At 59.9% G+C, this 25,340-nt stretch carries 23 protein-coding genes and 1 tRNA gene; 6 read left to right on the top strand and 18 right to left on the bottom strand.

Annotation, left to right across the window (positions count from 1 at the left end):
• The first annotated feature begins 27 nt into the window (after nucleotides 1–27).
• From B5483_RS04010 to hflX, 4 genes are all read left to right on the top strand, one after another.
• Complete coding sequence (locus tag B5483_RS04010; RefSeq protein ID WP_079729866.1) at nucleotides 28–2,199, top strand: sensor histidine kinase; 2,172 nt, start codon at nucleotides 28–30, stop codon at nucleotides 2,197–2,199.
• Between the two features lie 49 nt (nucleotides 2,200–2,248).
• A complete protein-coding gene (gene ntrX, locus B5483_RS04005) occupies nucleotides 2,249–3,640 on the top strand; it encodes a nitrogen assimilation response regulator NtrX (RefSeq protein ID WP_054944410.1) in 1,392 nt (463 codons plus the stop codon).
• A gap of 132 nt (nucleotides 3,641–3,772) precedes the next feature.
• Nucleotides 3,773–4,345, top strand: coding sequence for an RNA chaperone Hfq (hfq, locus tag B5483_RS04000; protein ID WP_079729525.1), 573 nt, complete (start codon nucleotides 3,773–3,775; stop codon nucleotides 4,343–4,345).
• An 18-nt stretch (nucleotides 4,346–4,363) separates the two neighbouring features.
• Nucleotides 4,364–5,704 carry a GTPase HflX gene (hflX, locus tag B5483_RS03995; protein ID WP_079729524.1) on the top strand — a complete coding sequence of 447 codons (1,341 nt, stop codon included), beginning with the start codon at nucleotides 4,364–4,366 and terminating at the stop codon, nucleotides 5,702–5,704.
• Here hflX and mazG read toward each other — a convergent pair.
• The 10 genes from mazG to B5483_RS03945 form a co-directional block, all read right to left on the bottom strand.
• Nucleotides 5,681–6,469 carry a nucleoside triphosphate pyrophosphohydrolase gene (gene mazG / locus B5483_RS03990; protein WP_079729523.1) on the bottom strand — a complete coding sequence of 263 codons (789 nt, stop codon included), beginning with the start codon at nucleotides 6,467–6,469 and terminating at the stop codon, nucleotides 5,681–5,683. The two genes, hflX and mazG, sit on opposite strands and share 24 nt — an antisense overlap.
• Before the next feature lie 113 nt (nucleotides 6,470–6,582).
• Nucleotides 6,583–6,768, bottom strand: coding sequence for a hypothetical protein (locus B5483_RS03985; RefSeq protein WP_054948429.1), 186 nt, complete (start codon nucleotides 6,766–6,768; stop codon nucleotides 6,583–6,585).
• The gene (locus B5483_RS03980; protein ID WP_079729522.1) at nucleotides 6,765–7,544 is read right to left on the bottom strand and encodes an MBL fold metallo-hydrolase; all 780 of its coding nucleotides are present in this window, start codon (nucleotides 7,542–7,544) and stop codon (nucleotides 6,765–6,767) included. Before B5483_RS03980 ends, B5483_RS03985 begins: the two co-directional genes overlap by 4 nt.
• The gene (locus B5483_RS03975; RefSeq protein WP_054948427.1) at nucleotides 7,541–8,317 is read right to left on the bottom strand and encodes a TatD family hydrolase; all 777 of its coding nucleotides are present in this window, start codon (nucleotides 8,315–8,317) and stop codon (nucleotides 7,541–7,543) included. Before B5483_RS03975 ends, B5483_RS03980 begins: the two co-directional genes overlap by 4 nt.
• The gene (gene metG / locus B5483_RS03970; RefSeq protein ID WP_079729521.1) at nucleotides 8,317–9,876 is read right to left on the bottom strand and encodes a methionine--tRNA ligase; all 1,560 of its coding nucleotides are present in this window, start codon (nucleotides 9,874–9,876) and stop codon (nucleotides 8,317–8,319) included. The genes B5483_RS03975 and metG overlap by 1 nt, the downstream gene beginning before the upstream one ends.
• A gap of 29 nt (nucleotides 9,877–9,905) precedes the next feature.
• Nucleotides 9,906–10,880 (bottom strand): DNA polymerase III subunit delta', encoded by a 975-nt coding sequence (locus B5483_RS03965; RefSeq protein WP_054948425.1) that lies wholly within the window; start codon nucleotides 10,878–10,880, stop codon nucleotides 9,906–9,908.
• Complete coding sequence (tmk, locus tag B5483_RS03960) at nucleotides 10,877–11,515, bottom strand: dTMP kinase (RefSeq protein WP_079729520.1); 639 nt, start codon at nucleotides 11,513–11,515, stop codon at nucleotides 10,877–10,879. The genes B5483_RS03965 and tmk overlap by 4 nt, the downstream gene beginning before the upstream one ends.
• Complete coding sequence (locus tag B5483_RS03955; protein WP_079729519.1) at nucleotides 11,512–12,675, bottom strand: D-alanyl-D-alanine carboxypeptidase family protein; 1,164 nt, start codon at nucleotides 12,673–12,675, stop codon at nucleotides 11,512–11,514. Before B5483_RS03955 ends, tmk begins: the two co-directional genes overlap by 4 nt.
• A gap of 59 nt (nucleotides 12,676–12,734) precedes the next feature.
• The gene (locus tag B5483_RS03950; protein WP_245828846.1) at nucleotides 12,735–13,661 is read right to left on the bottom strand and encodes a septal ring lytic transglycosylase RlpA family protein; all 927 of its coding nucleotides are present in this window, start codon (nucleotides 13,659–13,661) and stop codon (nucleotides 12,735–12,737) included.
• Nucleotides 13,651–14,694, bottom strand: a complete 1,044-nt coding sequence (locus tag B5483_RS03945; RefSeq protein ID WP_079729517.1) for a lytic murein transglycosylase — start codon at nucleotides 14,692–14,694, stop codon at nucleotides 13,651–13,653. Before B5483_RS03945 ends, B5483_RS03950 begins: the two co-directional genes overlap by 11 nt.
• A 141-nt stretch (nucleotides 14,695–14,835) precedes the next feature.
• Between B5483_RS03945 and B5483_RS03940 the strand changes: the two genes are divergently transcribed.
• A tRNA-Ser gene (locus B5483_RS03940) sits at nucleotides 14,836–14,925 on the top strand.
• A gap of 89 nt (nucleotides 14,926–15,014) precedes the next feature.
• Here B5483_RS03940 and B5483_RS03935 read toward each other — a convergent pair.
• Genes B5483_RS03935 through B5483_RS23115 form a run of 3 tightly spaced genes read right to left on the bottom strand, consistent with a single transcriptional unit; the run spans nucleotide 15,015 to nucleotide 19,713 of the window.
• Entirely contained in the window at nucleotides 15,015–19,160 is a 4,146-nt protein-coding gene (locus tag B5483_RS03935) for a phage tail length tape measure family protein (protein ID WP_079729516.1), read from the bottom strand.
• Nucleotides 19,157–19,534, bottom strand: coding sequence for a hypothetical protein (locus B5483_RS03930; protein WP_139383898.1), 378 nt, complete (start codon nucleotides 19,532–19,534; stop codon nucleotides 19,157–19,159). Before B5483_RS03930 ends, B5483_RS03935 begins: the two co-directional genes overlap by 4 nt.
• Nucleotides 19,531–19,713: a hypothetical protein gene (locus B5483_RS23115; RefSeq protein WP_176167941.1), complete on the bottom strand. Its 183-nt coding sequence runs from the start codon at nucleotides 19,711–19,713 to the stop codon at nucleotides 19,531–19,533. The genes B5483_RS03930 and B5483_RS23115 overlap by 4 nt, the downstream gene beginning before the upstream one ends.
• Before the next feature lie 159 nt (nucleotides 19,714–19,872).
• Here B5483_RS23115 and B5483_RS03925 point away from each other — a divergent pair, with 159 nt between their 5' ends.
• A complete protein-coding gene (locus B5483_RS03925; RefSeq protein ID WP_079729514.1) occupies nucleotides 19,873–20,133 on the top strand; it encodes a hypothetical protein in 261 nt (86 codons plus the stop codon).
• A gap of 64 nt (nucleotides 20,134–20,197) precedes the next feature.
• Here the strand turns inward: B5483_RS03925 and B5483_RS22775 are convergent, their stop codons facing one another.
• The 5 genes from B5483_RS22775 to B5483_RS03905 all read right to left on the bottom strand — a co-directional run bounded on the left by B5483_RS22775 (nucleotide 20,198) and on the right by B5483_RS03905 (nucleotide 25,264).
• Nucleotides 20,198–20,749 (bottom strand): hypothetical protein, encoded by a 552-nt coding sequence (locus B5483_RS22775; RefSeq protein WP_139383897.1) that lies wholly within the window; start codon nucleotides 20,747–20,749, stop codon nucleotides 20,198–20,200.
• 664 nt (nucleotides 20,750–21,413) lie between these two features.
• Nucleotides 21,414–23,759 (bottom strand): bifunctional DNA primase/polymerase, encoded by a 2,346-nt coding sequence (locus B5483_RS03920; protein ID WP_079729513.1) that lies wholly within the window; start codon nucleotides 23,757–23,759, stop codon nucleotides 21,414–21,416.
• Between the two features lie 119 nt (nucleotides 23,760–23,878).
• Nucleotides 23,879–24,181 (bottom strand): hypothetical protein, encoded by a 303-nt coding sequence (locus tag B5483_RS22770; RefSeq protein WP_139383896.1) that lies wholly within the window; start codon nucleotides 24,179–24,181, stop codon nucleotides 23,879–23,881.
• A gap of 196 nt (nucleotides 24,182–24,377) precedes the next feature.
• A complete protein-coding gene (locus B5483_RS03910) occupies nucleotides 24,378–24,623 on the bottom strand; it encodes a hypothetical protein (RefSeq protein WP_079729511.1) in 246 nt (81 codons plus the stop codon).
• A gap of 5 nt (nucleotides 24,624–24,628) precedes the next feature.
• Complete coding sequence (locus B5483_RS03905; protein ID WP_079729510.1) at nucleotides 24,629–25,264, bottom strand: hypothetical protein; 636 nt, start codon at nucleotides 25,262–25,264, stop codon at nucleotides 24,629–24,631.
• Nucleotides 25,265–25,340 lie beyond the last annotated feature (76 nt).

Genomic DNA, 25,340 nt, shown 5'->3' with positions numbered 1-25,340 from the left:
CGCGCATGGCCTCGCTGGTGGCGTCGAATGCAAGTCACGGCGCGCCGGGCGAACTTTTTCGCCATGATGGAGGTGCTCTCCGTCGTAGCATTCCTGATCATGACGGCCACCACCTGGTTTGCCCTGAACAACGGTGCAGACAAAGGGCAGCTCCTGCCGTCCAACATCACCGCCTCGTTGCTGATCGGCACGCTGGTCCCGGCCATGGCGATCCTGGTCCTGCTGGGCCGTCGCATGGCCCTGAGGCGGGCAGCAGAGCATATCGGCGGGACCGGGCGCATGCACGTGCGGCTCGTGTTCATCTTTTCGTTGATTTCGGCCGTCCCGACCCTTCTCGTCGTGGTGTTCGCCTCCTGGCTGTTCCAGTCGGGCGTCGAGTTCTGGTTTTCGGACAGCTCTCGCGGCCTGCTGGAGAACGCGAACAAGCTGGCCAGAGGCTATTACGAGCAGACCCAGCGCGACGTAGGCTACGAATCCGTGGCGATGGCCGAAGATGCGCGCACGATGCTCAGCCAGTATCCCATCGCCAGCCCGGCGTTCCAGGCGTTCTATGCGGATCAGGTCTATCGCCGTAATCTCAGCCTTTCGGCGATCATCCAGGTGGGCCCCGACGGTAACCAGCGCACGCCGATCATCGTCGATCCGGAGGGCAATTCCGAGGACAAGCGGATTGGCGAGGACGTCCTGCAACGGCTCGAAAAGGGCGAGCCGATGGTGGTGACCTCGAACGCCAACAAGATCGTCGCGGTCGTTCCCATCGAACGCGATTCCGGCGTCTATCTTTATGCGGCCCGAAGCAACGACCTCGTCTCGTTGAGCCAGGGCCAGCATGCAGAGAACATCGTCCAGGCCTACGAGGTCCTCTCCAATCGAGCCCGCGTTCTGCAATTGCGCTTCAACGTGGCCCTGTTCGTTGCCTCGCTCGCACTGGTTGGGCTTGCCGTGTGGTTTGCGCTCAGATTCGCCGACCGCCAGGTCAAGCCGCTTTACGAACTGGTGGACGCGGCCCGAAGTGTCGGGAGCGGCAATTTTTCGCTGCGAATTGAAGGGCGTACGGGTGCCGATGAAATCGGCCTGCTGAACCGCGCGTTCAACCGCATGACCGCACAAATCGAGAAACAGACGCAGGCGCTGCTCGGCGTCAACCGCCAGCTTCACGAACGGCGTGTGTTCATCGAGGCGGTTCTTGAGTCCGTGACTTCGGGGATCATCTCGCTCGACGAGCGCAATCGCATCCTGCTGATGAACAGCATGGCGCTCAAGCTTCTGACCGATCGCGATGAGCAGGTGCCTGAGGGCATGGCGCTTGCTGACCTGGCCCCGAGCCTTGCAGATCTGGTGGAGGCGGGCGGTGCCGCCGGGATCGTGCAGTACAATCGCAACGGCGAACTGCTTACCCTCGCCGTCAAGACGAGCCGCGATGCCACCGGCCACGTCATTACCTTCGAGGATATCACCCGCCAGCTGCTCGATCAGCGGACTGCAGCGTGGTCCGATGTCGCGCGCCGCATCGCGCACGAGATCAAGAATCCGCTCACGCCAATCCAATTGGCCACAGAGAGACTTAGCCGCAGATATCGAAAGCAGATAGTTGATAATCCAGAGCTTTTTGAGGATCTGACGAGGACGATCATCCGTCAGGTCGGTGACTTGCGCAAGATGGTCGACGAGTTCTCGTCCTTTGCGCGGTTGCCCAAGCCCGTGTTCCGCGCCGAGGATCCGGTCGCACTCACCCGCCAGGCGCTCTTCCTGCAGGAGATCGCCCGCCCCGACATCCAGTTCTCGTTCTCGAGCGATCCGGGCATCGGAACCATCGATTGTGACCGCCACCAGTTCGGACAGGCAATGACGAACGTGCTCAAAAATGCGGTTGAAGCCATTGAATCCAAAACGAAGGATGCACCTGAAGGTTGGCAGGGCAAAGTGGCTGTGGCGGTAACTGCCGATAGCAGTTCAATCGTCGTACGGGTAGCCGACAACGGCGTCGGTCTTTCGCAGGACCGCGAACGCATCATCGAACCTTACGTCACGACGCGGGAGAAGGGCACCGGCCTTGGCCTCGCCATCGTGAACAAGATTATCGAGGAACACGGCGGAGACATGCAGTTCATGCCGACCGAGGGTGGCGGAACGACTGTCACCATGCGCTTCGCGACCGATCCTCTCGCGCAGAGCCGCAAGCCGGAGGCGGCTGAGTGACGGCATCAAATCATCTTCCCAAGTTCAAACAAACAAAGAAGAATCTATCATGGCTCTCGAAATCCTGATCGTCGACGACGAACGCGATATCCGCGAACTGGTCGCAGGCGTGCTCAGCGACGAAGGTTATGAATGTCGCACGGCGGGCGACAGTGAATCGGCTCTGGCGGCGATCGACGCTCGCAGGCCTTCGCTGGTCCTGCTGGACGTCTGGCTCCACGGGAGCCCGATGGACGGGCTCGAGGTGCTCGATGCGATCAAACTGCGTGAGCCGGAGCTTCCGGTCATCATTTTCTCCGGCCACGGCAATATCGACACAGCGGTTGCAGCGATCAGTCGGGGCGCTGTCGATTTCATCGAGAAGCCCTTCGAAGCGGAAAAGCTACTTCACCTCGTCGGACGCGCGACCGAGACCGAACGGCTGCGGCGGGAGAACGCGCAGCTCAAGCAGGATTTCCCGACGGGTGAGGAATTCACCGGTTCGAGCAGCGCCATCAACCAGGTGAGGGCGACCCTCAAGCGCGTGGCCAACACCGGCAGCCGCCTGCTGATTACGGGGCCGGCTGGATCGGGCAAGGAAGTCGCCGCACGCCTGCTTCACGCCTGGAGCCCGCGCGCAAGCAATGCCTTCGTCAGCGTCAACTCGGCCCGCATCACCCCTGAGCGCTTCGAGCAGGAACTGTTCGGAGAGGAAGCGGATGGTGCGCTCGTCCGTCCCGGCCTTCTCGAAACCGCGGACGGAGGCACACTCTACCTCGACGAAGTCTCCGACATGCCGCTCTCGACCCAGGCGCGCATCTTGCGGGTCCTGACCGATCAGGCGTTCGTGCGCGTCGGCGGTTCGCGGCAAATTCGGGTGGACGTGCGCGTCGTCTCCTCAACCTCGCGCGATCTGGAGAAGGAGATCGCCGATCGTCGGTTCCGCGAAGACCTTTTCTACCGTCTCAACGTGGTGCCGGTGACGATCCCGGCCCTTCGCGAGCGTCGCGACGACATTCCAGCGCTCATCGATCACTTCTTCGCCCGTTACGCCAATGAGCAGGGGGTGCCGCCGCCAAGAGTGAGCGGCGAGGCGATGACGGCACTGCAGGCTTATGAGTGGCCGGGTAACGTGCGCCAGTTGCGAAACGTGGTCGAGCGTACGGTCATCATGGCACCGCGTGAAAAACTCGAGACGATCGAGGTGGACATGCTGCCTCCCGAAATTTTCAACAACCGCTCGCAAGGCGATGCCGGCGTGTCAGTCATGATGAGCGCGCCCTTGCGCGAAGCCCGCGAGAGCTTCGAGCGCGAGTACCTGAAAGTTCAGATCCGGCGCTTTTCGGGGAACATCTCGAAGACGGCTTCGTTCATCGGCATGGAGCGGTCGGCTCTGCACCGCAAACTCAAATTGCTCGGCATGTCCGAGCGGCGAGAGGGCGATCCAGAGGACGAAATGTAATAGCCCTGACATATTTTTTCGCATTTACTGCACTGCAGCAGCTCGGTAGGTTTTGATTCGGTAACGGTCGTGGGGTTCCCACGGCCAGATCGCGGACCGCATTAGCGGCCGCCAAAAAGATGGAGCAAATACATGGCTGGACGTACGCTTACTGCGCGAACCAAACCTGCGGCGGCAGCAACTGCCGAACCGGCGAAGCCCCCCGTCACGGCGGGAACTTCCGCAGGCAAGGGGCAGAATCTTCAGGATCAGTTCCTCAATCTTTTGCGTAAGAACAAGACTCCGGTCACCATGTTCCTGGTCAAGGGCGTGAAGCTTCAGGGCATCGTCACCTGGTTCGACAACTTCTCGATCCTGCTGCGCCGCGATGGCCAGTCGCAGCTCGTATACAAGCACGCGATCTCCACGATCATGCCCTCGACCCCGGTCGATGCCGCCCAGTTCGCCAGTGGTGGCGATGCGTCCAAGAAGACTCGCGTCCTGCAGGACGTGTTCCTCTCCAGCATCCGTAGCGCCGGCGTTCAGGTCACGATGTTCCTGATCAACGGCGTCATGCTGCAGGGCCGCGTTGCTGCATACGACCTGTTCTGCATGCTGCTCGAACGTGAAGGCTATGTGCAGCTGGCCTACAAGCATGCCGTTTCGACGATTCAGCCCGTGACTCCGGTCGATCTTCAGGCGCATGAAGAAGAAGCCGAAGATTGAGCGTGAAGCTGAACTGAATTGAACGACGAACTCAAGGGCGAGGTCACGCGCGGCGCGCGTGCCCTCGTCGTATATCCGCAGATGCGAGGGAAGGGGGATCTCGACCCCGAAGCGCGTCTTGAAGAAGCCAAGGGCCTCGCACTGGCGATCGGCCTCGTTGTTGCTGACGCCGTGGCGATTCCGATTCGCGAACCGCGCGCCGGCACCTTGTTCGGTGAAGGCCAGATCCAGAATATCGGAACGGCCTGTGAACTGAACGAGGCCGAACTGATCATCGTCGACGGTTCCTTGTCGGCGATCCAGCAACGCAACCTCGAAGAGAAGCTCAAGCGCAAGGTAATCGACCGTACGGGCCTGATCCTCGAGATTTTTGGCGAGCGCGCGGCGACGGCCGAAGGACGACTGCAGGTCGAACTGGCACACCTCGATTACCAGGCCGGACGCCTCGTGCGCAGTTGGACCCACCTTGAGCGGCAACGCGGCGGCTTCGGCTTCCTGGGCGGCCCCGGCGAAACGCAGATCGAGGCCGACCGCCGCATGATCCGCGACCGCATGGCGAAGATCCGGCGTGAACTCGAACAGGTCCGCCGTACGCGCGGGCTCCATCGGGATCGTCGCGAGAAGGCTCCGTGGCCGATCGTCGCCCTGGTCGGCTACACCAACGCGGGCAAATCGACCCTGTTCAATCGCCTGACCGGCGCTGGCGTCATGGCGCAGGACCTGCTCTTCGCAACGCTCGACCCGACGATGCGCGCCATTCGCCTGCCGGGTGTCGATAAAGCGATCCTGTCGGACACCGTGGGTTTCATCTCGGACCTGCCGACCCAGCTTGTCGCGGCGTTTCGGGCCACGCTGGAGGAAGTCACGGCGGCCGACCTGATCCTGCATGTCCGCGACATCGCCAATCCCGACACGGATGCCCAGAAGCGCCAGGTTCTCGATGTCCTGAGCGATCTTGGCGTACTCGGCGGAGAGCTTGGCGAAGATGCAGAAGAGGGTGCTGAGCCCGGAATTCCGATCATCGAGCTCTGGAACAAGTGGGACCTTCTCGGCCCGGAACATGCCGAGAAGCTGCGAGAAGCCATCGCCCACCGCGAGGATGAGGCGATTGTCCCGATATCAGCGGTCACTGGGGAAGGTTGCGAAAACCTCCTGGAAGTCGTCGGCCACGCGCTGACCGCGGATTCCAAGGTCTATTCCTTCCTGATTCCCGCTGCTGATGGCCAGCGCCTTGCATTCCTGCACGCGCGCGGCGAAGTGATTTCGGAAGAAGATGCGGGAGAGGGCATCGATGGCCCGCTGCTGCGCTTGCAGGTGCGCTTGGCTGAACGTGAACTAGGCCGATTTCAGGCGCTCTGAAACCTTGACCAACTGCCAATAGGATTCCTGCGATTCGAGGTCCAGGTCCTTGAAATTCTTGCCTTCGGAAGCCGATAATTGCTCCATTGCGCGAAACCGACGCTCGAACTTGGCATTGGCGGCGCGCAAGGCTTCCTCGGGAGCGATGCCGTTGAGCCGTACCAGATTGACGGCAGCAAACAGCAGATCCCCGGCTTCCTCGAGCTTGTGATCTTCGGAGGCCTCGGCCAGCTCATCCATTTCCTCGCGGACCTTGTCGGCCGCACCGCTCGGATCGGGCCAGTCGAAACCAACGCGAGCCGCGCGCTTCTGAAGCTTCTCCGCGCGCATAAGTGCCGGCAGGGACATGGCAACACCGGCAACGGCGCTGTCCGCTCCCTTGGCCGCACGCTCCTGCGCCTTCAGCTTTTCCCAGCGATCTGTCTGGCTATCGCCGGAAGTATCATCGCCGAAGATATGGGGATGGCGCGCTTCCAGCTTGTCGGCGATGGAGGCAGCGACATCCGGGAAAGCGAAATGACCGTCTTCCTCAGCCATGCGCGAATGGAAGACGACCTGAAGCAGGAGGTCGCCGAGTTCGTCACGCAAGGCCTGGAGATCTTCGCGCTCGATGGCGTCGGCAACTTCGTAAGCTTCCTCGATCGTATACGGAGCGATAGTCGCGAAGTTCTGGGCGCGATCCCACTCGCAGCCATTTTGCGGATCACGCAACCGGGCCATGATCGATAGCAGGCGGTCAAGGTGTGCGTGGCGGGTATCGGTCATTATCTGCGGTTCCGGCTTCGGCGATCAATGAAGACGATAATACATCTTATGTAAATTAAGACGTGGAGTAGCGGTGAGAATCTGCCCGAATGTCGGTTGTTCTTCCCAAAGGCTCACTGCTCTATTCGCAGCCCCGTCAGCTGAATGATCAGCATCAGGCCGACGATGATGGCTGCCCAGATACATCCAAGCCGGATCATGCGCCGCGATCCAAGCTCTCGGAAACGCGCATTGCTTGTCACGAGGATCAGCGCGCCGAGCACGGAAATGATCGAGATGATCATCGCCGTCGTGTTCATGCGGATATCACCATGCCGTCGTATGCCACCTGAACGCCTTCGGGAACTTCCCCCGAAAGTGTCGCATAATCCATACTCTTGTCGAGATGCGTGAGAACCGTAGAGCCGACGCGGCAGGCTTCGGCGAGTTCAAGTGACATGGCAAGATGGGCATGCGTGGGATGCGGCTCGCGGCGCAGGCAATCGACGATCAGGATGTCGGACCTGTAGAAAAGATCGATCATTCCCTTGGTGATCTCACTTAAATCTGTCGCGTAACTTATTGTCTTACCGTCGCAGTCAAAGCGAAAGCCGGTCGATTGCGCTGGTCCGTGCGGCATCTGGACGTGATCGACGCGAAAGCCTTCGCACAGGCGGATGGTGTCGAGATTGTCGAGGCTGACGAGCGTCGGATAGCCGTGCTGACCGGCAAAAACGTAGCCAAAGCGCTGGCGCAAGCGGCGGACGGTCTCTGATGCGGCAAAGCCCGGGATCGGTCCGGCGCGGCCGTAGCGAAGCGGCCGCAAGTCATCGATGCCGTGACAGTGATCGGCATGATCGTGGGTCCAGAACACCGCATCGATGCGATGAATGTCGTTGGCCAGGAGTTGGGCGCGCAAATCGGTAGGCGTATCGATCAGAATGCGTCCACCCGAGTCGCTTTCCAGCAGTACCGATACCCGCGTGCGGCGGTTCTTGGGCTCGTCGGGATCGCAAAGCCCCCAGTCGGCACCATGTTCACCCCCAAGCCGGGGAACACCGGTCGACGTCCCGCTGCCAAGGATGATCGCCTTCACGCCGTCGCTTTCCTGAACAGTGAGAAGAAGTTATGCGTTGTAGCTGAGGCGAGGTCTTCAAGCGAAGTTTCGCGCAGATCAGCCACAAAGCGCGCCGTGTCGGCAGTATAGGCCGGTTCGCACTTCCTGCCGCGATGCGGCACGGGCGCCAAGAACGGCGAGTCGGTTTCAACCAGCAGTCTGTCCTGGGGAATAACCTTCGCGAACTCCTGCAAGTCCCTGGCATTCTTGAAGGTTACGATGCCCGAGAGTGAAATCGTCAGGCCCAGGTCGAGGACCTTCCGGCCAAAATCGGCCGAAGCGGTGAAGCAGTGGATGAGGGCGGGAAAGTCCCCCTTCCCCATTTCCTCTTCAAGGATGCGCACCGTATCTTCTTCCGCATCGCGGGTATGGATTATGAGCGGCAGACCGGTCTGCCGCGCAACGCCGATATGGGTGCGAAACAGGTCCTGCTGCACGGCGCGGTCGGACTTGTCGTAGTAGTAGTCCAGCCCGGTTTCGCCAATGGCGATGACCTTGGGGTGCCCGGTCGCCTCGAGCAAAGCGCCCTCGCCCAGATCGGCATGCTGATCGGCTTCATGCGGGTGAATGCCGACCGACGCCCAGACGTCATCCTCACGCGCGGCGGTGGAAACCACGCGGTCCCATTCACTCTGACGGGTGGAGATATTCAGGAATCCGCGAATGCCCGATTGCCGGGCGCGCTCCAGAATGCCCTGCTGATCTTCGACGAGACCTTCGTATTCCAGATGACAGTGGGAATCGATCAGCATCAGGCTGCAGCTTCCTCAGGCAGTTCGAGCCGCGGGAATACACCCTGCGGCTTGTCCACCTTGTAGCCCGACGCGGTGAGCGCCGTGAACCAATCAGCAGAATCCAGGGCCTCGTAGTTGCGGGCATCGGCACCCTGCCCCATCTGGTCCAACAGCTTGTCGATCGCCGTGGGCACGACAGGACGCACGGCGATCGCGAGATCGCGCACGACCTGGAAGAGCACCATGAGAACCGCTTCCATCCGTTCGGGATCGGACTTGCGCAGCGCCCAGGGGGCTTGCTCGTCGACGTACTGGTTGCAGGCGAACACGGCGCGCATCCAGCTTTCCAGACCCTCGCTGAACGCAAGGTCGGTAAAGCTCTTGCGCAAGCCAGCGATGCCGTCCTTGACCGCTGCAAACAGCGTGGCGTCGGCTTCGCTCTGCGGCAGTCCTGCTTTAACTACGCCGTCCATGTTCTTGAAAATCATGGAGAGACTGCGCTGCGCAAGGTTGCCGAAGCTGTTTGCCAGCTCGGCATTGCAGCGGGTGACGATCGCTTCGGGTGAATAGGAGCCATCCTGTCCAAATGCCACTTCACGCATGAGGAAGTAGCGCAGGGCATCGACGCCGAACGTCTCGGCCAGACCGATCGGGTCGGTCACGTTGCCGAGCGACTTCGATTCCTTCTGGCCGCGATTGAGCAGGAAGCCGTGCCCGAAGACCTGGCGCGGCAGCGGTACACCGGCGCTCATCAGGAAGGCTGGCCAATAGATCGCATGGAAACGGACGATGTCCTTGCCGATCACATGCAGGTTTGCCGGCCAATACTTGGCATAGTCACCGCTTTCGTCGGGAAAGCCGAGGCCGGTCAGATAGTTGGTCAGGGCGTCCACCCAGACGTACATGACGTGGTTCTCGCTGCCGGGGACCTTGATGCCCCAGTCGAAGCTCGTGCGCGAAACCGAAAGGTCGCGCAGACCGCCTTCGACGAAGCGCGCCACTTCATTGCGGCGGCTTTCCGGCCGGATGAAGTCACCGGAACTGTAGAGTGCCAGCAGCTTGTCCTGATATTTCGACAGGCGGAAGAACCATGATTCCTCGACGGTCCATTCCACCGGCGTGCCCTGAGGCGAGAGCTTTTCACCGCCCTCGCCTTCGACAAGTTCGCTCTCGTCGTAATAGGCTTCGTCGCGGATCGAGTACCAGCCCTCGTAGCGGTCGAGGTATAGGTCTCCGTTGGCCTCCATACGGCGCCACAGTTCCTGCGTCGCCTCATGATGGCGCGGTTCCGTGGTCCGGATGAAGACGTCATAGCCGATGTTCAAGGCATCGCACATGTCCTTGAAGTACTGCGACATTTCATCACAGAGCGCAGCCGGCGTCACGCCGAGGTCGCGCGCCTTCTGCATCATCTTCAGGCCATGTTCGTCCGTTCCTGTCTGGAACCGGACGTCGAAGCCTTCCGCCTTGCGGTTGCGGGCTATGACATCGGTAGCGATTGCCTCGTAGGCATGGCCGATATGCGGCTTGCCATTGGGATAGCTGATGGCGGTGGTGACGTAATAGGGCTCGCCCATGCGGCGTCGCACTTTCTCTTCAGGTGTTGTTAGCGAGCCGCTTCTCTAGGCATCGCAGCGGAAGCCAGCAACCCGCCAATTTCCATAATCAGGAGGCCGGCATCGAAATTGTAGGTCGGGGCTTGCGTCGAGAGCTTCGTCAGGGTCCCGTGCGCCTCGATAATCCGCAGCTGGCGATCGCGGGGACCGGTGGACAGTTCGTTGGCCAGAACGGCACGTGCAAGCTCGAGAGTTGCCAGTTGCCGCTCGCGCAGGGGGCGTGCGCCCATTTCCTCGGCAAGGGCGCCGCGCAAGTGGAAGTCGGCATCGCCTTCGCGCAGGATGCGCATCATCAACTGGTGGATGTTCCCAAGGTCCTGCTCGACGAAGTTGAGCGCGACGCCGGGCGAGCCATGCGATGCGAGGATCGCGGCCTGGCGCTCTTCGGCATTGGCCTGCGGGACATCGCGGCGGATCACCGCATCGAGTTCCTCCGGTGTCAACGGCGCAAACCTGAGGATCCTGCACCGCGAACGCACCGTCGGGAGAAGGCGGCCCGGTTGATGCGCGATGAGCAGGAAATAGGTGCCGACGGGCGGCTCCTCCAGGCTTTTTAGCAGGGCGTTGACGGCGCCCTTTTCCAGATCGTCAGCCGGATTGATGATGATGGCCCGACGCTCACCCAAGGTCGGGCGGGTGGTCAGGCGCTGCTGCATCTGCCGGATCTGGTCGATCGTGATGTTGCGCTTGGTCTGGTAGGGCTTGCCTTCGGCCTTCTTCTTGGCCTCGTCATCGTTCGAAGGCAGGTGCTCCAGGATATGGATATCCGGGTGAGCATCGGCATCGGGAAGCTTGCCTCCCGGTTCGCGCACGAGTTCACCGGCGGCGGCACGCGCAAAGGCGCGCTTGCCCAGCCCCTTGGCTCCCGTCAGCAGCCAGGCATGATGCATGCGTTCGGACGAGATCGCGGCGAGCCATTCCTCCCAGGCGGAATCCTGGCCGATAAAGGGCTTTCCGGCCTTCATGTCCGCTTGTCCAGCAGGGGGACAAGGGCATTCAGGACCAGCTGGTGCGTATCCTGCGGCGTCCCGTCGCCATCGATGCGGGCAAAGCGGGCGCTTTCAGCCTCGGCAAAGGCGGCGAAAGCATCGGCGACGCGGGCATGGTAAGCGGTGTCACGCCCCCCGATCCGGTCGGTTCCCTGGGTGTCACGCAAGGCAAGCCGGGCGCTTGCGACATTGGGCGACACTTCGATCAACACGGTAAGATCCGGCAGGAGGCCTCCGCTGCCGATGCGGTGCAATTCGCGAATGTCCACATCGGACAATCCGCCACCTCCACCCTGATAGGCCCGGCTGGAATCCAGAAATCGGTCGCAAACGACCCATGCACCGCGCTCGACGGCGGGACGGATCAACTTCTCGACGTGGTCGGAACGAGCCGCCGCAAAGAGCAACGCTTCGGCACGCGGGTTCCAGCCATCGCCCTCACCATGAAGCAGAAGTTCACGGATCGCCTCCGCGCCCGGTGTTCCTCCGGGTTCACGCGTAGTGACGACTTCCAGCCCGCGCTCGCGCAGAGCCTCGGCAAGCAGGCGAGCCTGCGTCGACTTGCCGGCCCCTTCCCCCCCCTCGAGTGCAATGAAACGTCCAACTGTCATGAGAAGAGGTTGATAATCCCGTTCAACAGCCTGTCCAGAGGCCCGGCCTTGCCTATGTCACGTCCTGCATAGAGCGGGATCTTGCCGGGGGCGAGACTGCCGACCTTGATCTCCAGTTCGCCGACCTGCTGGCCCTTGCGCAAGGGAGCCTGCAACGGCCCGCGATAGTGAACGGAGAGCGAAATGGGCTCATTGGCATCGCCATTGGGCACGGTGGCATGAACTTCTCGGTTGGCTACGAGAGGAACCGCGCGGGCATCGCCATCCTGCACCCGAGCTTCGATGACGGTCTGGCCCTGTTCGAACAGGTGGCGCGCATGCCATTGGGAAAAGCCCCATTCGAGCAGGTCGCGCGCGGCCTTGTCCCGGATGACGTGGGTCGGCGAGCCGGCAAGAACCATCACGAGGCGGCGACCGTCGCGCTGCGCGGTGCCGAGGAAGTTGTAGCCGGCCTCGCGGGTATAGCCGGTCTTGATGCCGTCCGCGCCCGGAACGACGCCCACCGTCGGATCGTGGCTGCGCATCGCAACATCGCGCCAGAAGTAGTGCTTGCGGCCGGAGAACTCGCGGTAGAGCTGCGGATGGCGCGTGATCATCGCATCGGCCAGCTTCACCAGGTCGCTGGCAGTGACGTAAGTATGGCCTTCGTCCATCCAGCCGTTGGGCGTGTTGTAGTGACTGCGGCTCATGCCCAGGCTTTTCGCCGCGGCGTTCATCCTGGCCGTCCACTTGGCAACGCTGCCCGCATAACCTTGTGCGAGGACGATCGCCGCATCGTTGGCCGACGCAGTCATGATGCCGTGGAGCAAGTCCTTGGTCGTCGGTCGGTCGTTTGGAGTCAGGTACATAGTCGTGCCTTTTGCGAACCATTCACGGCTCGTTTCGGGCTGGACCTGGAACTTGCGGTTAATCGGAAGGCGCCCGGCGTCAATCTCCTCGAATGCGACGAAGGCAGTCATCACCTTGGTCACGGACGCCGGGAGGAATGGCACGTCCGGGCGGCGCTGGACCAGCACCTGCCCGGAGCCGATATCGACCAGAAGGCTTACGGGAATCGAGGCGAGTTCGGGCGGCGGCGCGGGGGCCTGTGCGACCGCCGGAGCGGTGAGAAGAACTGCACCGGCAATGGCTGAAACGGTAAACTTCAGAAACGACTTCAAGACCAGAATTCTCCCGCGCGGCCACCGGGGCACTCTGCGCGCGGGTCTGGACTCGCCGTTCAGTCCGCGCGCTGGATTCGTGCGTCGCTATAGCCTGCCGCCCGGGCCTTCTCCAGCGCCGCGGCAGCTTGTGCACGGTTTGCGAAGGGCCCCATGCGCACGCACGAAAACCCGCCGCAGTCTGCAACGAAGCCGTTGAGCTTGCGAGCCACCGTCGTCGCGCTCGCCGAGATCGAAAACGCGGCGACCTGCACCACATGATGTCCCTTGGCGACTGGTGCCGCCTTGGGTTCGGCGTTCACTTCCGGCGCGGGTTTGACTGGTGAGGTTGCCTTGAGCGGTTGGGCCGGGGTCGGCAAAGCTGGCGATGGGCGGCTGTCCATTTGCGTAGTCTGCGACCCGGTACCAGTGGGCATCGAAGACGGCGTGAGCAGCGGTGATTGATCGGCAAGCTTGCGGCGAAGCACCATGAGCAACGCTTCGGGGGTTGCCATCCGCTCCGGCGCGAGTTCGTGCTGACGCAGCAGCGCCCGGTCGGTTTCCGGCGGATTCGTGCGGCGCAAACGGACGGCGCCGCGTTGACCTGGCGTCATCCCCAGTGCGGCTGCGGCATCGCGTGACAATTCCATCAGGGTATCGTTGACCATCGGCCCGCGACGCTCGACGCGCACGAGGATCGTCTTGCCGGTATCGAGCGAAGTGACTTCCGCATAGCTGGGAAGCGGCAGCGTCTTGTGCGCGGCAGTGAAGCCGACGGCGCCGTTGCCGGCAACGCCGGCATAGCCCACCGCGTCGTAATTCATCTGGTCCGTCGGGGTCCAGGTGGTGTCGCCAATGGTGAACGGATCGCCCACCACAACCGGATAGTCGGCGGCGGGGCCATTCACGGGTGCCACTGACACCGGCATTGGCCTGTCGCTGCCACCGGTCGAGCAACCGGCAAGCAGTATCAGCGCCGCGAACGGCAGGGCATGGTTAACGGGCAATCTCATCTGCAAGCAACCCCACGGACAATGCGTAGTAGTTCGAGCAGTTGTACTGGAGGATGACCCGATAATTCCCGGTTAACAGATAAGCGGGCGTTCCCGGGCCATCGGGCTGGAACAGCGATGCCAGGACATCGTTGCCTATCGGCGACAGCGGGGCGATGCCCAACGCGCGCCACTCCGAGACGGACTTCCATTGCGAATGGCGCTCATGCACCCGTTCGCAAGTCGGTGCGGCAAGCTTGCTGGCGTAGGCGTCGACGTTGACGCCAATGGGAATCGAAGCGCGCACGCCCCAGGGCTGCCCTCGCCTCCAGCCCGCATCACGGAAATAATTGGCAATCGAGGCAATCGTGTCGGCCGGGCTGGAGAAGATGTCGCGATCGCCGTCGCCATCGCCGTCGACCGCGAGTCGCAGGTATACGCTCGGCAGGAACTGCGGATAACCGAAAGCGCCCGCCCAGCTGCCTTTCAGCTTGTAGCTGGGCACGCCCTGGTCGATCATCTTGAGCAATGCGACCAGCTCGCCCTCGAACAGGTCACGCCTGCGCCCTTCCCACGCCAGTGTCGCCAGCGAACGCGCAAGGTCGAAATCCCCGACATAGCTGCCGTAATTGGTCTCGTGGCCCCAGATGGCGAACAGCACCGGAGCCGGCACGCCATAACGTGCCTCGATCGCCGGCAGGATACCGGAGAGCTGTGCATAGCGCGAGCGACCACGCGAGATGATGCTCGAACCCACATGCCGCGCAATATAGGGGGCCATCGGCGGCGGGCTCGACTGGCGACCGGGCTGCGCCGTATCCAGTTCGATGACCCGCTGGTTGGGTGTAAGCCCGCTAAGCGTACGCGAGATCGTCGCCTCACTGACGCCCTCGCGCCGGGCATGAGCGGCAACCGTCTGAAGGTAGGCCGAAAAACTTTCACCCTGCGGCTGCGCGTGAAGCGCCGTCGGCGTCGAGACCGGCAAGGCGACGAGCGCACCTGCAAGACATTTGAACAGGAACGATTTTGGAAGCGATGCGCGTTTCATCTTCCTGAAACTCGCACAAACAGAGCCGGTTGCAAATGCCGTCCGTCACGATCCGGTGGACAGTAACCGCAAGCCAAATTCAATTCGGCGACATGCAAGGTCTTGCAAGCCCCGGACATTGCTCTATGCGCGTTTGCCGACGGACAGGTGGCCGAGTGGTTTAAGGCAGCGGTCTTGAAAACCGCCGTGGGTGCAAGCTCACCGTGGGTTCGAATCCCACCCTGTCCGCCAAGCGCCCTTGAAATATAACGATTTTCTCAGACGCTTGGCGCAGTGCCCTAAAATCTGCCCTAAATTCGGATACGCCTTGCTCGAGGGGTTTAGCCCAACGCCTGCTTCACCGCGGCCGAGTTGTCCCGGATGAAATTCAGAATCGATTGCTCACCGGCTCGGCTGCCGAGTCCCTTCGACACGAATTCGCCAGGGTCCAGCGTGTTCACAATGTTGATCTTGGGCTGCTGACCAGAGCCGCCGCCACCGTTGTCCCGGTGACGCGCATCGGCACGCGTGATGACTTCCTCGCCACGCTGCAGGATCGCCGGCACTTCGTCCGGCTTCAATCCAGCAATGCCGCCGCTGTGATAACGCATCGCGTTCTGGAACCATGCCGGACTGACGTCAACGACACCGGTTTGGCCTCGATAGGTCGACGGGTCGCCAATGACGCCACCGCTATGCGCCTTAACACCGGCAAAGGCTCCCGTTGAGCCTGTCACATTGGCACCGCCTGCACTTGCGCCAGCGGAAAACAGACCGGACACGAGATTGAAAATGATCTGTTGTTCAATCATCTGCGCGATTTGGCGCAGGAAATTCGCCGCGAATTGACGGAACGCATCCCAGAGTGAGCTGAAAGCATTGGCTCCGCCTGCAATGGCCTCGGCAAAACTATCAATGGCAGACGCGGCGCCCTGGCTGAACTGCTGCGCGATCGTCTGACCGCTGATGCCCATGAACGTCAACCACTCGAACGATTTCTGCTGCGCGATCTCAATTTGCGTCGTGATCGCCGCGATTCCATCTGACGTGATGCCTAGCTGAACCTTCTCGAGGTCAGTCAGCCCCGCATAGAACGCCTTCAACCGCTCCAGCGCCTTGATGAGCTCCGAATTCACGCTTTCGAGTTGCGGCGTCAGACTCTCTGCAAGGCTGAAATTACCGAGATCTCGGTAAGTTTCAATCTGCTGACGCAGTGCGTCACGGCGGGCCGCCAAGTCATCAACCGGCCGCTGCACTTCATTGAGTCGGGCCTGCGTTTGATTCCGGGCGTTCTGCAGGTCGAATTCGGCCGCAGCCAGTTCGCGGGTTTTCTGGATCTGCTCCTCAGTCAGGTTTAGCAACTCCTGACCAGGCTTCAGATTTTCATTCACGCGGGCGATCTTGTCGCGCAATTCGGCTTCCGCCTTATCGACGGCAGCTTTCTTCTGCGCTGCCAGCAAAGCCGTATCCTGCAACGAATTCTGCTCGGTCAGCGCTGCGATGTTGCGCTGTCTCTCGTCGTTCTCCTGCTGCACAGCGAGGTTGAACTTCGCCTGCTTTTCCAAGCGATCGGATTCCAGCTTGGCAATCGCCTGCTGTCCGGCGGTCTGCTGTGCCCCAGTGTCACCGATACGGCCGGCAATGAACGTCTGGAGCTCCGATGCGGTACGGGCTCGGCCATTAGTCGTCAGATAGCCCTTATTGGCTTTGATGACATCGGCCGGCAGAAGTTGATCAACCGGCTTGTTACCCGGCGCGGTCAGCACGGCCTTCGCCCCGGCTGCACCTAGAAAGTGCGTGAGGTACAGATTGCCTGCGGTGACCTTGGCGCCGAAACTCTCGAGGAATTTCGCATTTTCACGAGCGTAATTGTCGATAACGGCCTTAGCGACGGTCGCGTTTTGCCTGAGCGCAAGGATCTGATCCTGCGATAGCTTCGCAGCCTCATCGGCAAAGACTTTCCTGAACTGTTCCAGCCAGGTGCCTTTGATGAACTGCCCGAAACCGGTCGCAGATGAAAACGGGTTATCGGCCGCTCCACCTTCGGCCCCGATGACACGGCTGTTAAATTTCTGGATTTCGCTTTCGCGCTCATTGGCGAGACGTTTGGCTTCGTCAGCCTGCGCCTTTATCCATTTAGCAGTTGCCTCAGCGATTTCCTGCCTGCGATATTCCGCCTTGGCTACCTCAGATGCAATCTTAAAGTTTTCGTCTAAGTATCTGTTCGCTTTATCAAGTGCTGTTGCCCTTACCTGCTCAAGGGTCTGGTCCTTGAATTCCTTCGCTGCTGCCGTGGCCGCTTGCAACGCCTTGGTTGCATTGGTCGCTTTTTGCGGATCGATGTGCAGCGGATCGCCGGTCGCAGCGCCAGCCTTACCGAGCGCTTCAATCTGTTTCGTAAGATCCGAGACCTGCTCTTTGTAAACTCTCAGATTGGCCTCTAGCCCTCCTCGCGTCAGCGGATTGGCATCTGCCAATTGCTTTTCGATGCTGGCAACCATGTCCTGCGCTGCCTGCAATTGACGCTGGAGGTCGCCGGCCGTGGCCGCACCGCGGATATCGCGAATGGCTTGCGCCGCATCCTTACCCAGTTGCGCCAAGGCGTCACCGAACGACTGAATCGGCTTGCTGTTCGAAATGAGGTCTAGGAACTCGCTCCAGGCGTTGCCAAGCTCACGCGCGGCGTCTGACCATGGACCGCGCATCTTCGCCGCGGCCTCATCCATTTTCTTAGAATAGATGCCTAATGCCATGTTTCGCGCTTCGGCGGCACGCCCTTCATCGAAAAGCGCCTTGATCTGTTCGCGCTGCGCCGCAGTCAGGAATCCTAGAGCATCGTCCAGCTTGCGAACGGCTTCAAATCCACCTGTGAAGGCCTTGGCGACGTCCTCGGCTGCCTGCGTCGCGTCGACGCCAAGCACCCGCGCAGTGTCCGCCGCAGCCTTGCCGAACTCTTCCATTCGGCGATCGTCAACGCCTTCCTTCAGGAAGGTGCGAACCGACTTCAACGCATCTTCGGCGGACAGGCCATAGCGGTCCAGTGCCTGCGCGGCAGCGACGATAGTCGCCGCGTTATGGCTTGTGCCGTCTGCGCTGGCAGTAAGGACACCCTCTATCGCGCGCAGCTTTTCAGCTTCGGACGCGGCATCACGGATAGCGACGATCAATGTGCCAACGGCCGCCACCATGGCGAGAACCGGCGCACTGGTCAGCGCGCGAACGATCGCGGCGCCGGCGCGCGGGAATATCTGGATGATTTGACCACCCTGCTGCGCCAGTGTCTGCGTGACCGATGTTCCGGAAGCGATCTGAGTAAAGACGTCGTTTATCTGGAAACTGAGATTCTGAAGCTGGTAGGGCTCGAGACCGAGGAAATTGGTACCGTTCCGGCGCGCTAGCGTTTTCGATGCCCGGTCAGCTTCCTGGCGCAGCAATTTGAGGGCCTGCGCCTGCTCTTCTGCGCTGATTTCGCCCTGCTTCTGCCATCGGGTCAGTTTCTCGGTTTCTGCCGCAAGCTTGGCCTCGATAACCGGCAGCGGGTTCAGTTCTGCCTTCAGACGCGCGATCTCGTTGGCCTCGGCTTTCGCCGCAGCTTCTGCCAGGCGCATCGCTTCGGCCTGCTTCTCGAAATCGGTCGGGCCATTCTCGATAAATACGGAAGCTGAACTGCGCGCGGATTTACCTGATGCCGCATCAAGCAGACTATTGAACTCTCGCTGTGCAGCCGTCGCCTTAGCGATCGCCGCGGCTTCAGCCTCGAGTTTGACTGTGCGGGCTTCCTCAGCATCGGCCGCCGCCTGAATCTGTGCGACCAACTGGTCATAGTCGCCGCGGTCGCGTGTAACACCGGTTGTCCGGTTGACGGTCTGCAATACGGAAGCGGTTTGGCGGGCAACGCGCTGCTGCGCCTCCAGCGACCGCGTGACCTGATCGGCCTCAGCCCTGGCGAACGTCGACGCGGCACCGAGTGACCGAAGTCCGGTTTCGACATCGGTGAGTGCCGCGGCATTCTGCGTATAGGACGACTGCGCCGTAGAAAGGGAGCGCTCGACTTTACGCGTCTCACCCTCAAGGGCCGCCATCTCCGATTGGACGGCCTGCAGCTTCATGACCAGCGGCGCAGTGTTGCCGCCATCCAAGGTCTGTTGAACGATAGCGGCCTGCAACCGTTCCGCGGCCTTCGTCGCAGAATCCATCTGAGACCGAAGCGACGTCAGTCGGCCATTGTACGCTGATATCTGGGAAGCCTGCCGCGCCAGGCCCTGAGTTGCCGCGTCATAACGGCCCGATGCCTGCGCCATGGCTTTATCTAGCGACAGAACGGCATTCGCCATCTGCTCAAACTTCGAGCCGGCGCCGGTTGCACTGCTTCCGGCCTTGCTGTTCAGATTGACTAGGGACTCGATCGCCGCGCCGGCGCGTTCGAATGCCTTGCTCGCTTCGTCTTTGGCGCGAATGACAAGGTCGATATCGCGGCGACTGCTCATTGGACTGTCCTACTGCCGAAAATGAGCCTGGCGAGGTTGTCAGATGCCTCACCGTCAAACGCGAGTGCCGAAAATTCCTCGAGCCCTACACTGATGAGCGTTTCCGGCGCATGGGCACCTTGCGTCATCGCGAAAATGCGGGCTGCTGCCAGCCAGCGCAGAATGGCTCCCATCTTTTCGACTTCAGCCGGCGGCAGGTTCAATCCTGCAGCTACAATGGAGCTCACGATTTCCGGATGTTCGAACACGATTTCGGTGACGCGTTGGGACAGTTCGACGGCCGACTTTGAGTCGACCATTGCGATTTTCCGGATAGCGTCAGGATTGGCACGAATGACGTCGCGGATCTGTTGCTCAGATAGCGGCCGGGTCATTGTTCGAAACCCTTTAGGCCCATCTTGCGGGCAAGCTCCTTGGTTTCGTCGATCACTCGATCCCCGCTCGGGGCCTGCTCCGATGCTGCCGACTTCGGCGGCAACAGACCCATTTCCCGAAGTTCAGTGACCACTTTCGGCTCGGTATAATTTTCAGAACTAGTTTTCATGGTTCGCATGGCTCCTAATTGACCTAGCCATAATACCAAGAAATCACGTTTCCGTCACTATACTTGCGAGTTGTCAACTTAGAGTTGACGTATTCTCGGATCGATTGACGAGTGATTACAAATAAGCAATAACAATTGCATCGATTCGCTATCAATAGGGGACCTTGTATGACCGAAGAATTTAAGGCGCTGCCGTTCGTCTCGTGCAACGCATCGGGGATTGAAAGCTTTTGGGCTCCGGAACGCGTCGACGATTATGTGAAGGACTGCGCGACAGGGCGCGAGTATGCCGGCCAATGCCTTAGCCTGGCGCGGGAAACTGGCAATATCCCTCTCGTGACGCGCATCATTGCCACGATGCCGCGAGGGTCGGATATGAGCGGAGTCGAAATCGGCTTTCTGACCGCTATCGCCGAACAGGCAATGTAAGATCTAGTAAAAAGGTTGATTATCTGAATTGCTTACGCCCGGCCTCTGTGCCGGGCTTTCTTTTTCAGCGCCGGACGGCAGACACCGGATTTGTGACTTCCACTGCGCCTTCAGTTAGGCGGATTCCTAACTTTATAAGATCATTGAAAGCTGTAGTGGTGTCGCGCGTGCATCGATTATCAAATTCATCTTTTAGGTATTTAGGAAAATCGGAGCTACCTACCAATGGCTTCTCAAATTCACACATATTGAAAGTTGACGCCTCTTCCAAATACTTAACCATAACATAGTTGTATGTTGGCGGTAGCGCATGGACATTAGATTTAATTGCAGATTCCAGCCTTCTTATAGAGTCCATCACTCGACTGCTGCAATCTTGATATTTATCTCTTGTTTGCGATCGACCTTGGCTTTCTAAATGGCGAATGTTTACATAACATAACGCAGAGTCTTCATAGTCTGCCGCCGCTAGCAACACGGCCCGAACTGCGGTTTGTTTATTAGTGTAGTCAGCAACATCGAACTGTGTCTGACGTTCGCGCTTGAGCAGAATGACTTGCTCCAAAGTCAAATAGGATGCGACGCAGGCTGCCAAAGCGCTCAAAGTTCCTGCCAAGACACTAGCTGCGGTAACTAGTTCTTCATGGCGCCTGACAGCGTCCGCTATTCTGCGAAAGATTGATCGATTCTTGAGCGGACGATGTTTTGACAATCGACTGCGCTTTAGATCTGTCCTCGACCGAGCCAATGTCAGCCTTCTATTTAAACCCACCGACGCCCCCGCTCATCGATTGCCGTACGATTTGTTCTGATTCAATTCTTTAGCATTGTAATAGCGATTGCGGGAAGCCCGGCTCCACGGCAATAAACAGGCGGTATGCCCCTTAGCACGATTTGAAATCGCTCGAATGACGCGGCTCTGCGCCTCCCGCCCGGCCGAAATGGGTCAGATGGGACCCGTGGAATAGACCGGTCCAGACAATGACTGGACTTGGTCCAATGACGGTCCAGACAACTTCCGCCCGGAAACCCGCAGAAATCTGCGCCAGGTCCAGTCAGTCCAATGAGTCCAATGAAAAAAGTTGCTGGGAGAATTTTTGCACGCGATCGATGAAAGTCAGTCGCGGTTGCTACCATGGGGGGCAATCTCAGTGAAGTTTTCTAACTACGGATTTATTCATTGGACTCATTGGACTGACTGGACCGAACCACAATAAATGGCAGAATTCAGCGATTCCTTAGGTCCAGACAACTGGCTGCGCGGTCCAATGAAAGCCCGGTTAGGTCCAATCAACAGGGCCGCCGATCCATTCGCTGAATTCGTGCCTGCAATCTTCCAAGGTCTGCAATACGTATTGCCGCGGCGGACGTGGCGAGCCTCCTGGTCTCACCTGTTCAATGGTGCCGCATATAGCGCGAAGGCGTCGACCGAAATGACGATCATTCGCTGCTTCGCCGTCAAAGCGTCGCGATTTCATCCAGGTCGCATAGTTGCCGCGCAGCACGTCACAAGAGATGCGGACAGGCTCCCGCTGCCAGTCGGCCGGGTCGCCAAGATAGCCTGGCAGATCACCTGCCGACAGGACTTCGTGCCACCATGCCTCCACGTTGCGCAATGACGCCAGTTTCTGGTCAAGCAAGCCTTCAGTGTCAGGCGCCTTGCGGACATTGAAGTCCGACAGATCGTAGGCCTGCAGCCAGGCCAACAGGGCAGCCGGCCCCTTCCCTTTCATTTCAGCGCGCAGGGCTTTGAAATACTCGGCATCACCGCAACGTGCATCACTGACATTGAACACGGCCCAACGCCTTTCGTCTGCGCTGGCAGGCACAGCCCATTCGGCATTGGATGAGATGAACAGTCGCAGGAAGCTGGGAAGCGTGAAGGAGTCGATTCCTTTGCGCTCGATTTCAACGAAGTCGGAGGTCACGAGATATTTCAGGACGCCTTCGGCCTTTTTGTCGCCGGCCCAGCTACCCTCCTGAACATGTAACAAAAGTGCAGCTTCCAACCGTTTGTTGAAATTGCCGGTAATGTGATTCTCGTGACTTACGGTCGGAACGTGCTGCCGGCCGATCACTGCCGCCATGTACTCGGCAACTGTGTCTTTGCCAGCGCCCTTCCCACCTCTGAGCACAAGGGCGACACCGGGCTTTTCCGCAGGATGCTGGATTAGGTGAGCCAGCCAGCCCAGAACATAGGCGGTATGGTCCGAATTGCCTCGGCAAACGACTTTCCGAACGTGATCGAGAAACAGTCGGCAAGATGACGAAGGGTCCGGTTCGACGTTCCAGCCACGCCACAGGTTCAGCGTACCCTTGCGCGATGAGCCTGGGTCAAACGCGAGACGTTGATAGGTCGCGCGATCCTTATGGCGGACCCAGTAAGCGGAAATTGGCTCTGATCTTTCGACCTTTCCGCCTGGGATCTTACGGCGGACATTGGCGTAAAGCGTGTTCAGGTCGGCCATAGTGCCGAAGGATATGGAATCGTCATCCTGCAGCGTCGTGATGAGCGTTCGACCATTGTGCGCGACCACCGCGTGTTTGCGGTTCAGTCGTTCAATGATTGGATCTGTAGCGGGAGGCGTGTCGAAGCACGACAGGTCATCGTCTGCGGACTGCAGCAATTCGTCAAAGTCGCCGGTTACGATTTCGTCCAGATCGTCAAATTCATCGGTATTCTCGATTTGACGTAGCAATGCAGCGGTCTGGGATTCCTGAAAGTCCTCAGCCGCCCAGCCTACGATCGTCTTGAAACCCACAGGCCGGCGACGGTTGTTCCGTCCGAACGTGCGCCATTTCCGCCGCGGTTCGCCTTTCTTGTACTTCGGCTTCTCGCGCGAGATTTCGTCCCAGATCTCGAGGCCGCGTTCGCCGGCACGGTACTGGTGATGGAGGGCCATGCCGATCGTTTTCCAGTGATCGTAGTCCCATCGCTTATCGCCTAGCTTCCGGAGCCAGGCGCGAATTTCGTCGTCGCTGTCTGTGACACGGCCGTCATCGCCGTCATCCTCATAGGGTTCGGACAGATCTTCCTTTGCGCCGGCGACTTCGACCATGGTGGACGGGATGACGGGATCGCTGTCGAAGCCGTCGAAATCGAACGGGATCACCCAGCGATACGGCTTGCCGCAGGGATGGATGCTGGGAGGCATGGCGACTTGCTTGCCGGTGCCGAAGAGTTCGATTTCCCAGGTCCAGTGGCCGCCGCTGTCGTCTTGAAACTTCAGCCCAGACGTAGCGAGTTTGCGCGACTGAAACGGCTTATCGGTGACGAAATAGATATGGCGAGATTCGCCACCGGATCCTGACTGGACGGTCGGCAGCCTGGCGAAATCGACATCCGGGAAGAGTTCGCGAAGTGTCTCCCAAGCTGACGAGGCATCGCCGGCGCGGCGAATATCGACGTCCAGGACATGGAGGAATCCGCCTGCGACCTTCGAGAACTCTCCTAGACGCACTCCGATGTTGTTATCGTTCCGATAGCTCGCCTTAAGGTCAGCAAGAGACGCGACCGCGCGCTGTGACCAGCCGTCACCGATCGGACGTTTCTGTTTGGGATGCAGCCAATGGAGCGAGAAACCCGCTGCGACAAATGGCTGGATTTGGTCAAATTCGGTCTTCACGATGCGGGACCTTTATTGCTTTCCCGCCAATGGAGAGGTATATAGATACCGCTGACTCCTATTGACGGACGGGACGGCGACCAACGCAATGGCGACGTTGGTCGCCGTTTCTTTTTGGACTACGGTCGAAGTTCGATCGGCCACAGTAATTCCGGAATCCCATGGAATGCCTCGCGGGTCTCTCGGTCCAATCGGGAAACGATGAGGAATTGAATCTCGCCATAGCGTCCTAATTCAAGGTCGCGGCAAACGATTAGCCGAATTGCTTTAGCTTGCGCCTTCCCCACGACTTTAGCCATGCGGGCACGGCAGCGCGTCTCATGTGTCGCGATGTGATTTCCTAGGCTCAAGGAGATTCCGGGAGTTGCGCGCAGTGCGCGTCGGCGCATACGTTGCCACTGAGTCCAGCCGGTGATCTTCATCGGCTAATTCTCCAATATAACCGAGACGGTAAAGGAGCCGGCAGCGCTTCCAGGTGGGAAATCGCAGATTGCAGAACTGCGTCGTGCTTCCAGGACTGGGGCTGCTTCGGCTCCATTTCAACGATTGCAACCCGCTTCGCCTCGGCATGGAACCGGGCTTTCCGGTGCCTGACGATTTGATACGGGGTCCGCATTGTCAATCGAAGGTCTTGCCGTATTCGGCTTCGAGATCGGTCGCCAAGCGGATGGCCTCGCTTTCGATGAGACGATTAAAGTCGGGATCTGTGTCATCCATCTCGAACAGCGTTCGCGGCTCGATTTCGATCACCTGCTTTCGCAGGATGGGTTCGCCCTGCTTCGTATACTGACCGCTAAACACGACTGGCGCGTCAGGGTCCGAAGTGATGATCTTGTGCTGTGCGACAACGCTTCGCTTTGCCATGATCGTTATCCTTTGATCTGTTTGATGATTTCGGAAGAGACCGCGTGGGCGGCTTCGAAAAGCAGGGTTTCGGTCAGTTCAGGTGCCTTGATGCGATCCGGAAGCGACTCCGAGAACGTGCGCACGATTTTCAGGCCCCCGATAGGAACAGGGCAGCCTTCAGGAACAGCAAAGCGGTCGCCTAGCAGCGCATTTCGGATCTGTTCTGCCGCGATAAGCCGGGAAAATTCCGGTGCGGCCTGGGCCAGGATTGATCGAATGGATTCCGATGCGTCCCGCTGCAATTCGGCGATGACGTGGAGAACCGGTGCGGTCAGCGCATTCTGTGCCTGGCGCAATTCCGCTGCGGCCGTGCCGAGTCTGCCAAGTTGAAGCCGGATCGCCGCGGCTCGAGCTGGAACTGATTTGTCGAGTTCTGCCAGTCGCTTGAGACGTCGCCGGTTTTCAGGGGCTGCCGTGTCGCCGTCGAGTTGACGCAGTGCCTCGGCTTCGTCCTCTTCCGCGCGAAGTTGTTCCCGTTCGTCCTGTTCCGTTCGTTCCAGGCGTCGAAGTTCCGTAAGCTTTGCATCCGCTGCGGATACTGCGGCTCGAGCCTCGGTAACAGCGTCGACGGCCGCGCGGGCTTGTTCGATGTAGGTCATTCGCCGCACTCCAGCTCTTTGAGGGCCATCTTTGCGCGGGCCAGCTCCTCTCGAGCCTCAGCCACTCGATAGTGGC

It is taken from the genome of Novosphingobium mathurense, assembly GCF_900168325.1.
Taxonomy (GTDB): domain Bacteria; phylum Pseudomonadota; class Alphaproteobacteria; order Sphingomonadales; family Sphingomonadaceae; genus Novosphingobium; species Novosphingobium mathurense.
This window is presented reverse-complemented; position numbering and strand designations above follow the sequence as displayed.

Coding starts and splice junctions, on each gene's coding strand:
- B5483_RS04010 (WP_079729866.1), top strand. CDS start 28: ATGCAAGTCACGGCGCGCCGGGCGAACTTTTTCGCCATGATGGAGGTG.
- ntrX (WP_054944410.1), top strand. CDS start 2,249: ATGGCTCTCGAAATCCTGATCGTCGACGACGAACGCGATATCCGCGAA.
- hfq (WP_079729525.1), top strand. CDS start 3,773: ATGGCTGGACGTACGCTTACTGCGCGAACCAAACCTGCGGCGGCAGCA.
- mazG (WP_079729523.1), bottom strand. CDS start 6,469: ATGACCGATACCCGCCACGCACACCTTGACCGCCTGCTATCGATCATG.
- B5483_RS03985 (WP_054948429.1), bottom strand. CDS start 6,768: ATGAACACGACGGCGATGATCATCTCGATCATTTCCGTGCTCGGCGCG.
- B5483_RS03975 (WP_054948427.1), bottom strand. CDS start 8,317: ATGCTGATCGATTCCCACTGTCATCTGGAATACGAAGGTCTCGTCGAA.
- metG (WP_079729521.1), bottom strand. CDS start 9,876: ATGGGCGAGCCCTATTACGTCACCACCGCCATCAGCTATCCCAATGGC.
- B5483_RS03965 (WP_054948425.1), bottom strand. CDS start 10,880: ATGAAGGCCGGAAAGCCCTTTATCGGCCAGGATTCCGCCTGGGAGGAA.
- tmk (WP_079729520.1), bottom strand. CDS start 11,515: ATGACAGTTGGACGTTTCATTGCACTCGAGGGGGGGGAAGGGGCCGGC.
- B5483_RS03945 (WP_079729517.1), bottom strand. CDS start 14,694: ATGAAACGCGCATCGCTTCCAAAATCGTTCCTGTTCAAATGTCTTGCA.
- B5483_RS03935 (WP_079729516.1), bottom strand. CDS start 19,160: ATGAGCAGTCGCCGCGATATCGACCTTGTCATTCGCGCCAAAGACGAA.
- B5483_RS03930 (WP_139383898.1), bottom strand. CDS start 19,534: ATGACCCGGCCGCTATCTGAGCAACAGATCCGCGACGTCATTCGTGCC.
- B5483_RS23115 (WP_176167941.1), bottom strand. CDS start 19,713: ATGCGAACCATGAAAACTAGTTCTGAAAATTATACCGAGCCGAAAGTG.
- B5483_RS03925 (WP_079729514.1), top strand. CDS start 19,873: ATGACCGAAGAATTTAAGGCGCTGCCGTTCGTCTCGTGCAACGCATCG.
- B5483_RS22770 (WP_139383896.1), bottom strand. CDS start 24,181: ATGAAGATCACCGGCTGGACTCAGTGGCAACGTATGCGCCGACGCGCA.
- B5483_RS03910 (WP_079729511.1), bottom strand. CDS start 24,623: ATGGCAAAGCGAAGCGTTGTCGCACAGCACAAGATCATCACTTCGGAC.
- B5483_RS03905 (WP_079729510.1), bottom strand. CDS start 25,264: ATGACCTACATCGAACAAGCCCGCGCGGCCGTCGACGCTGTTACCGAG.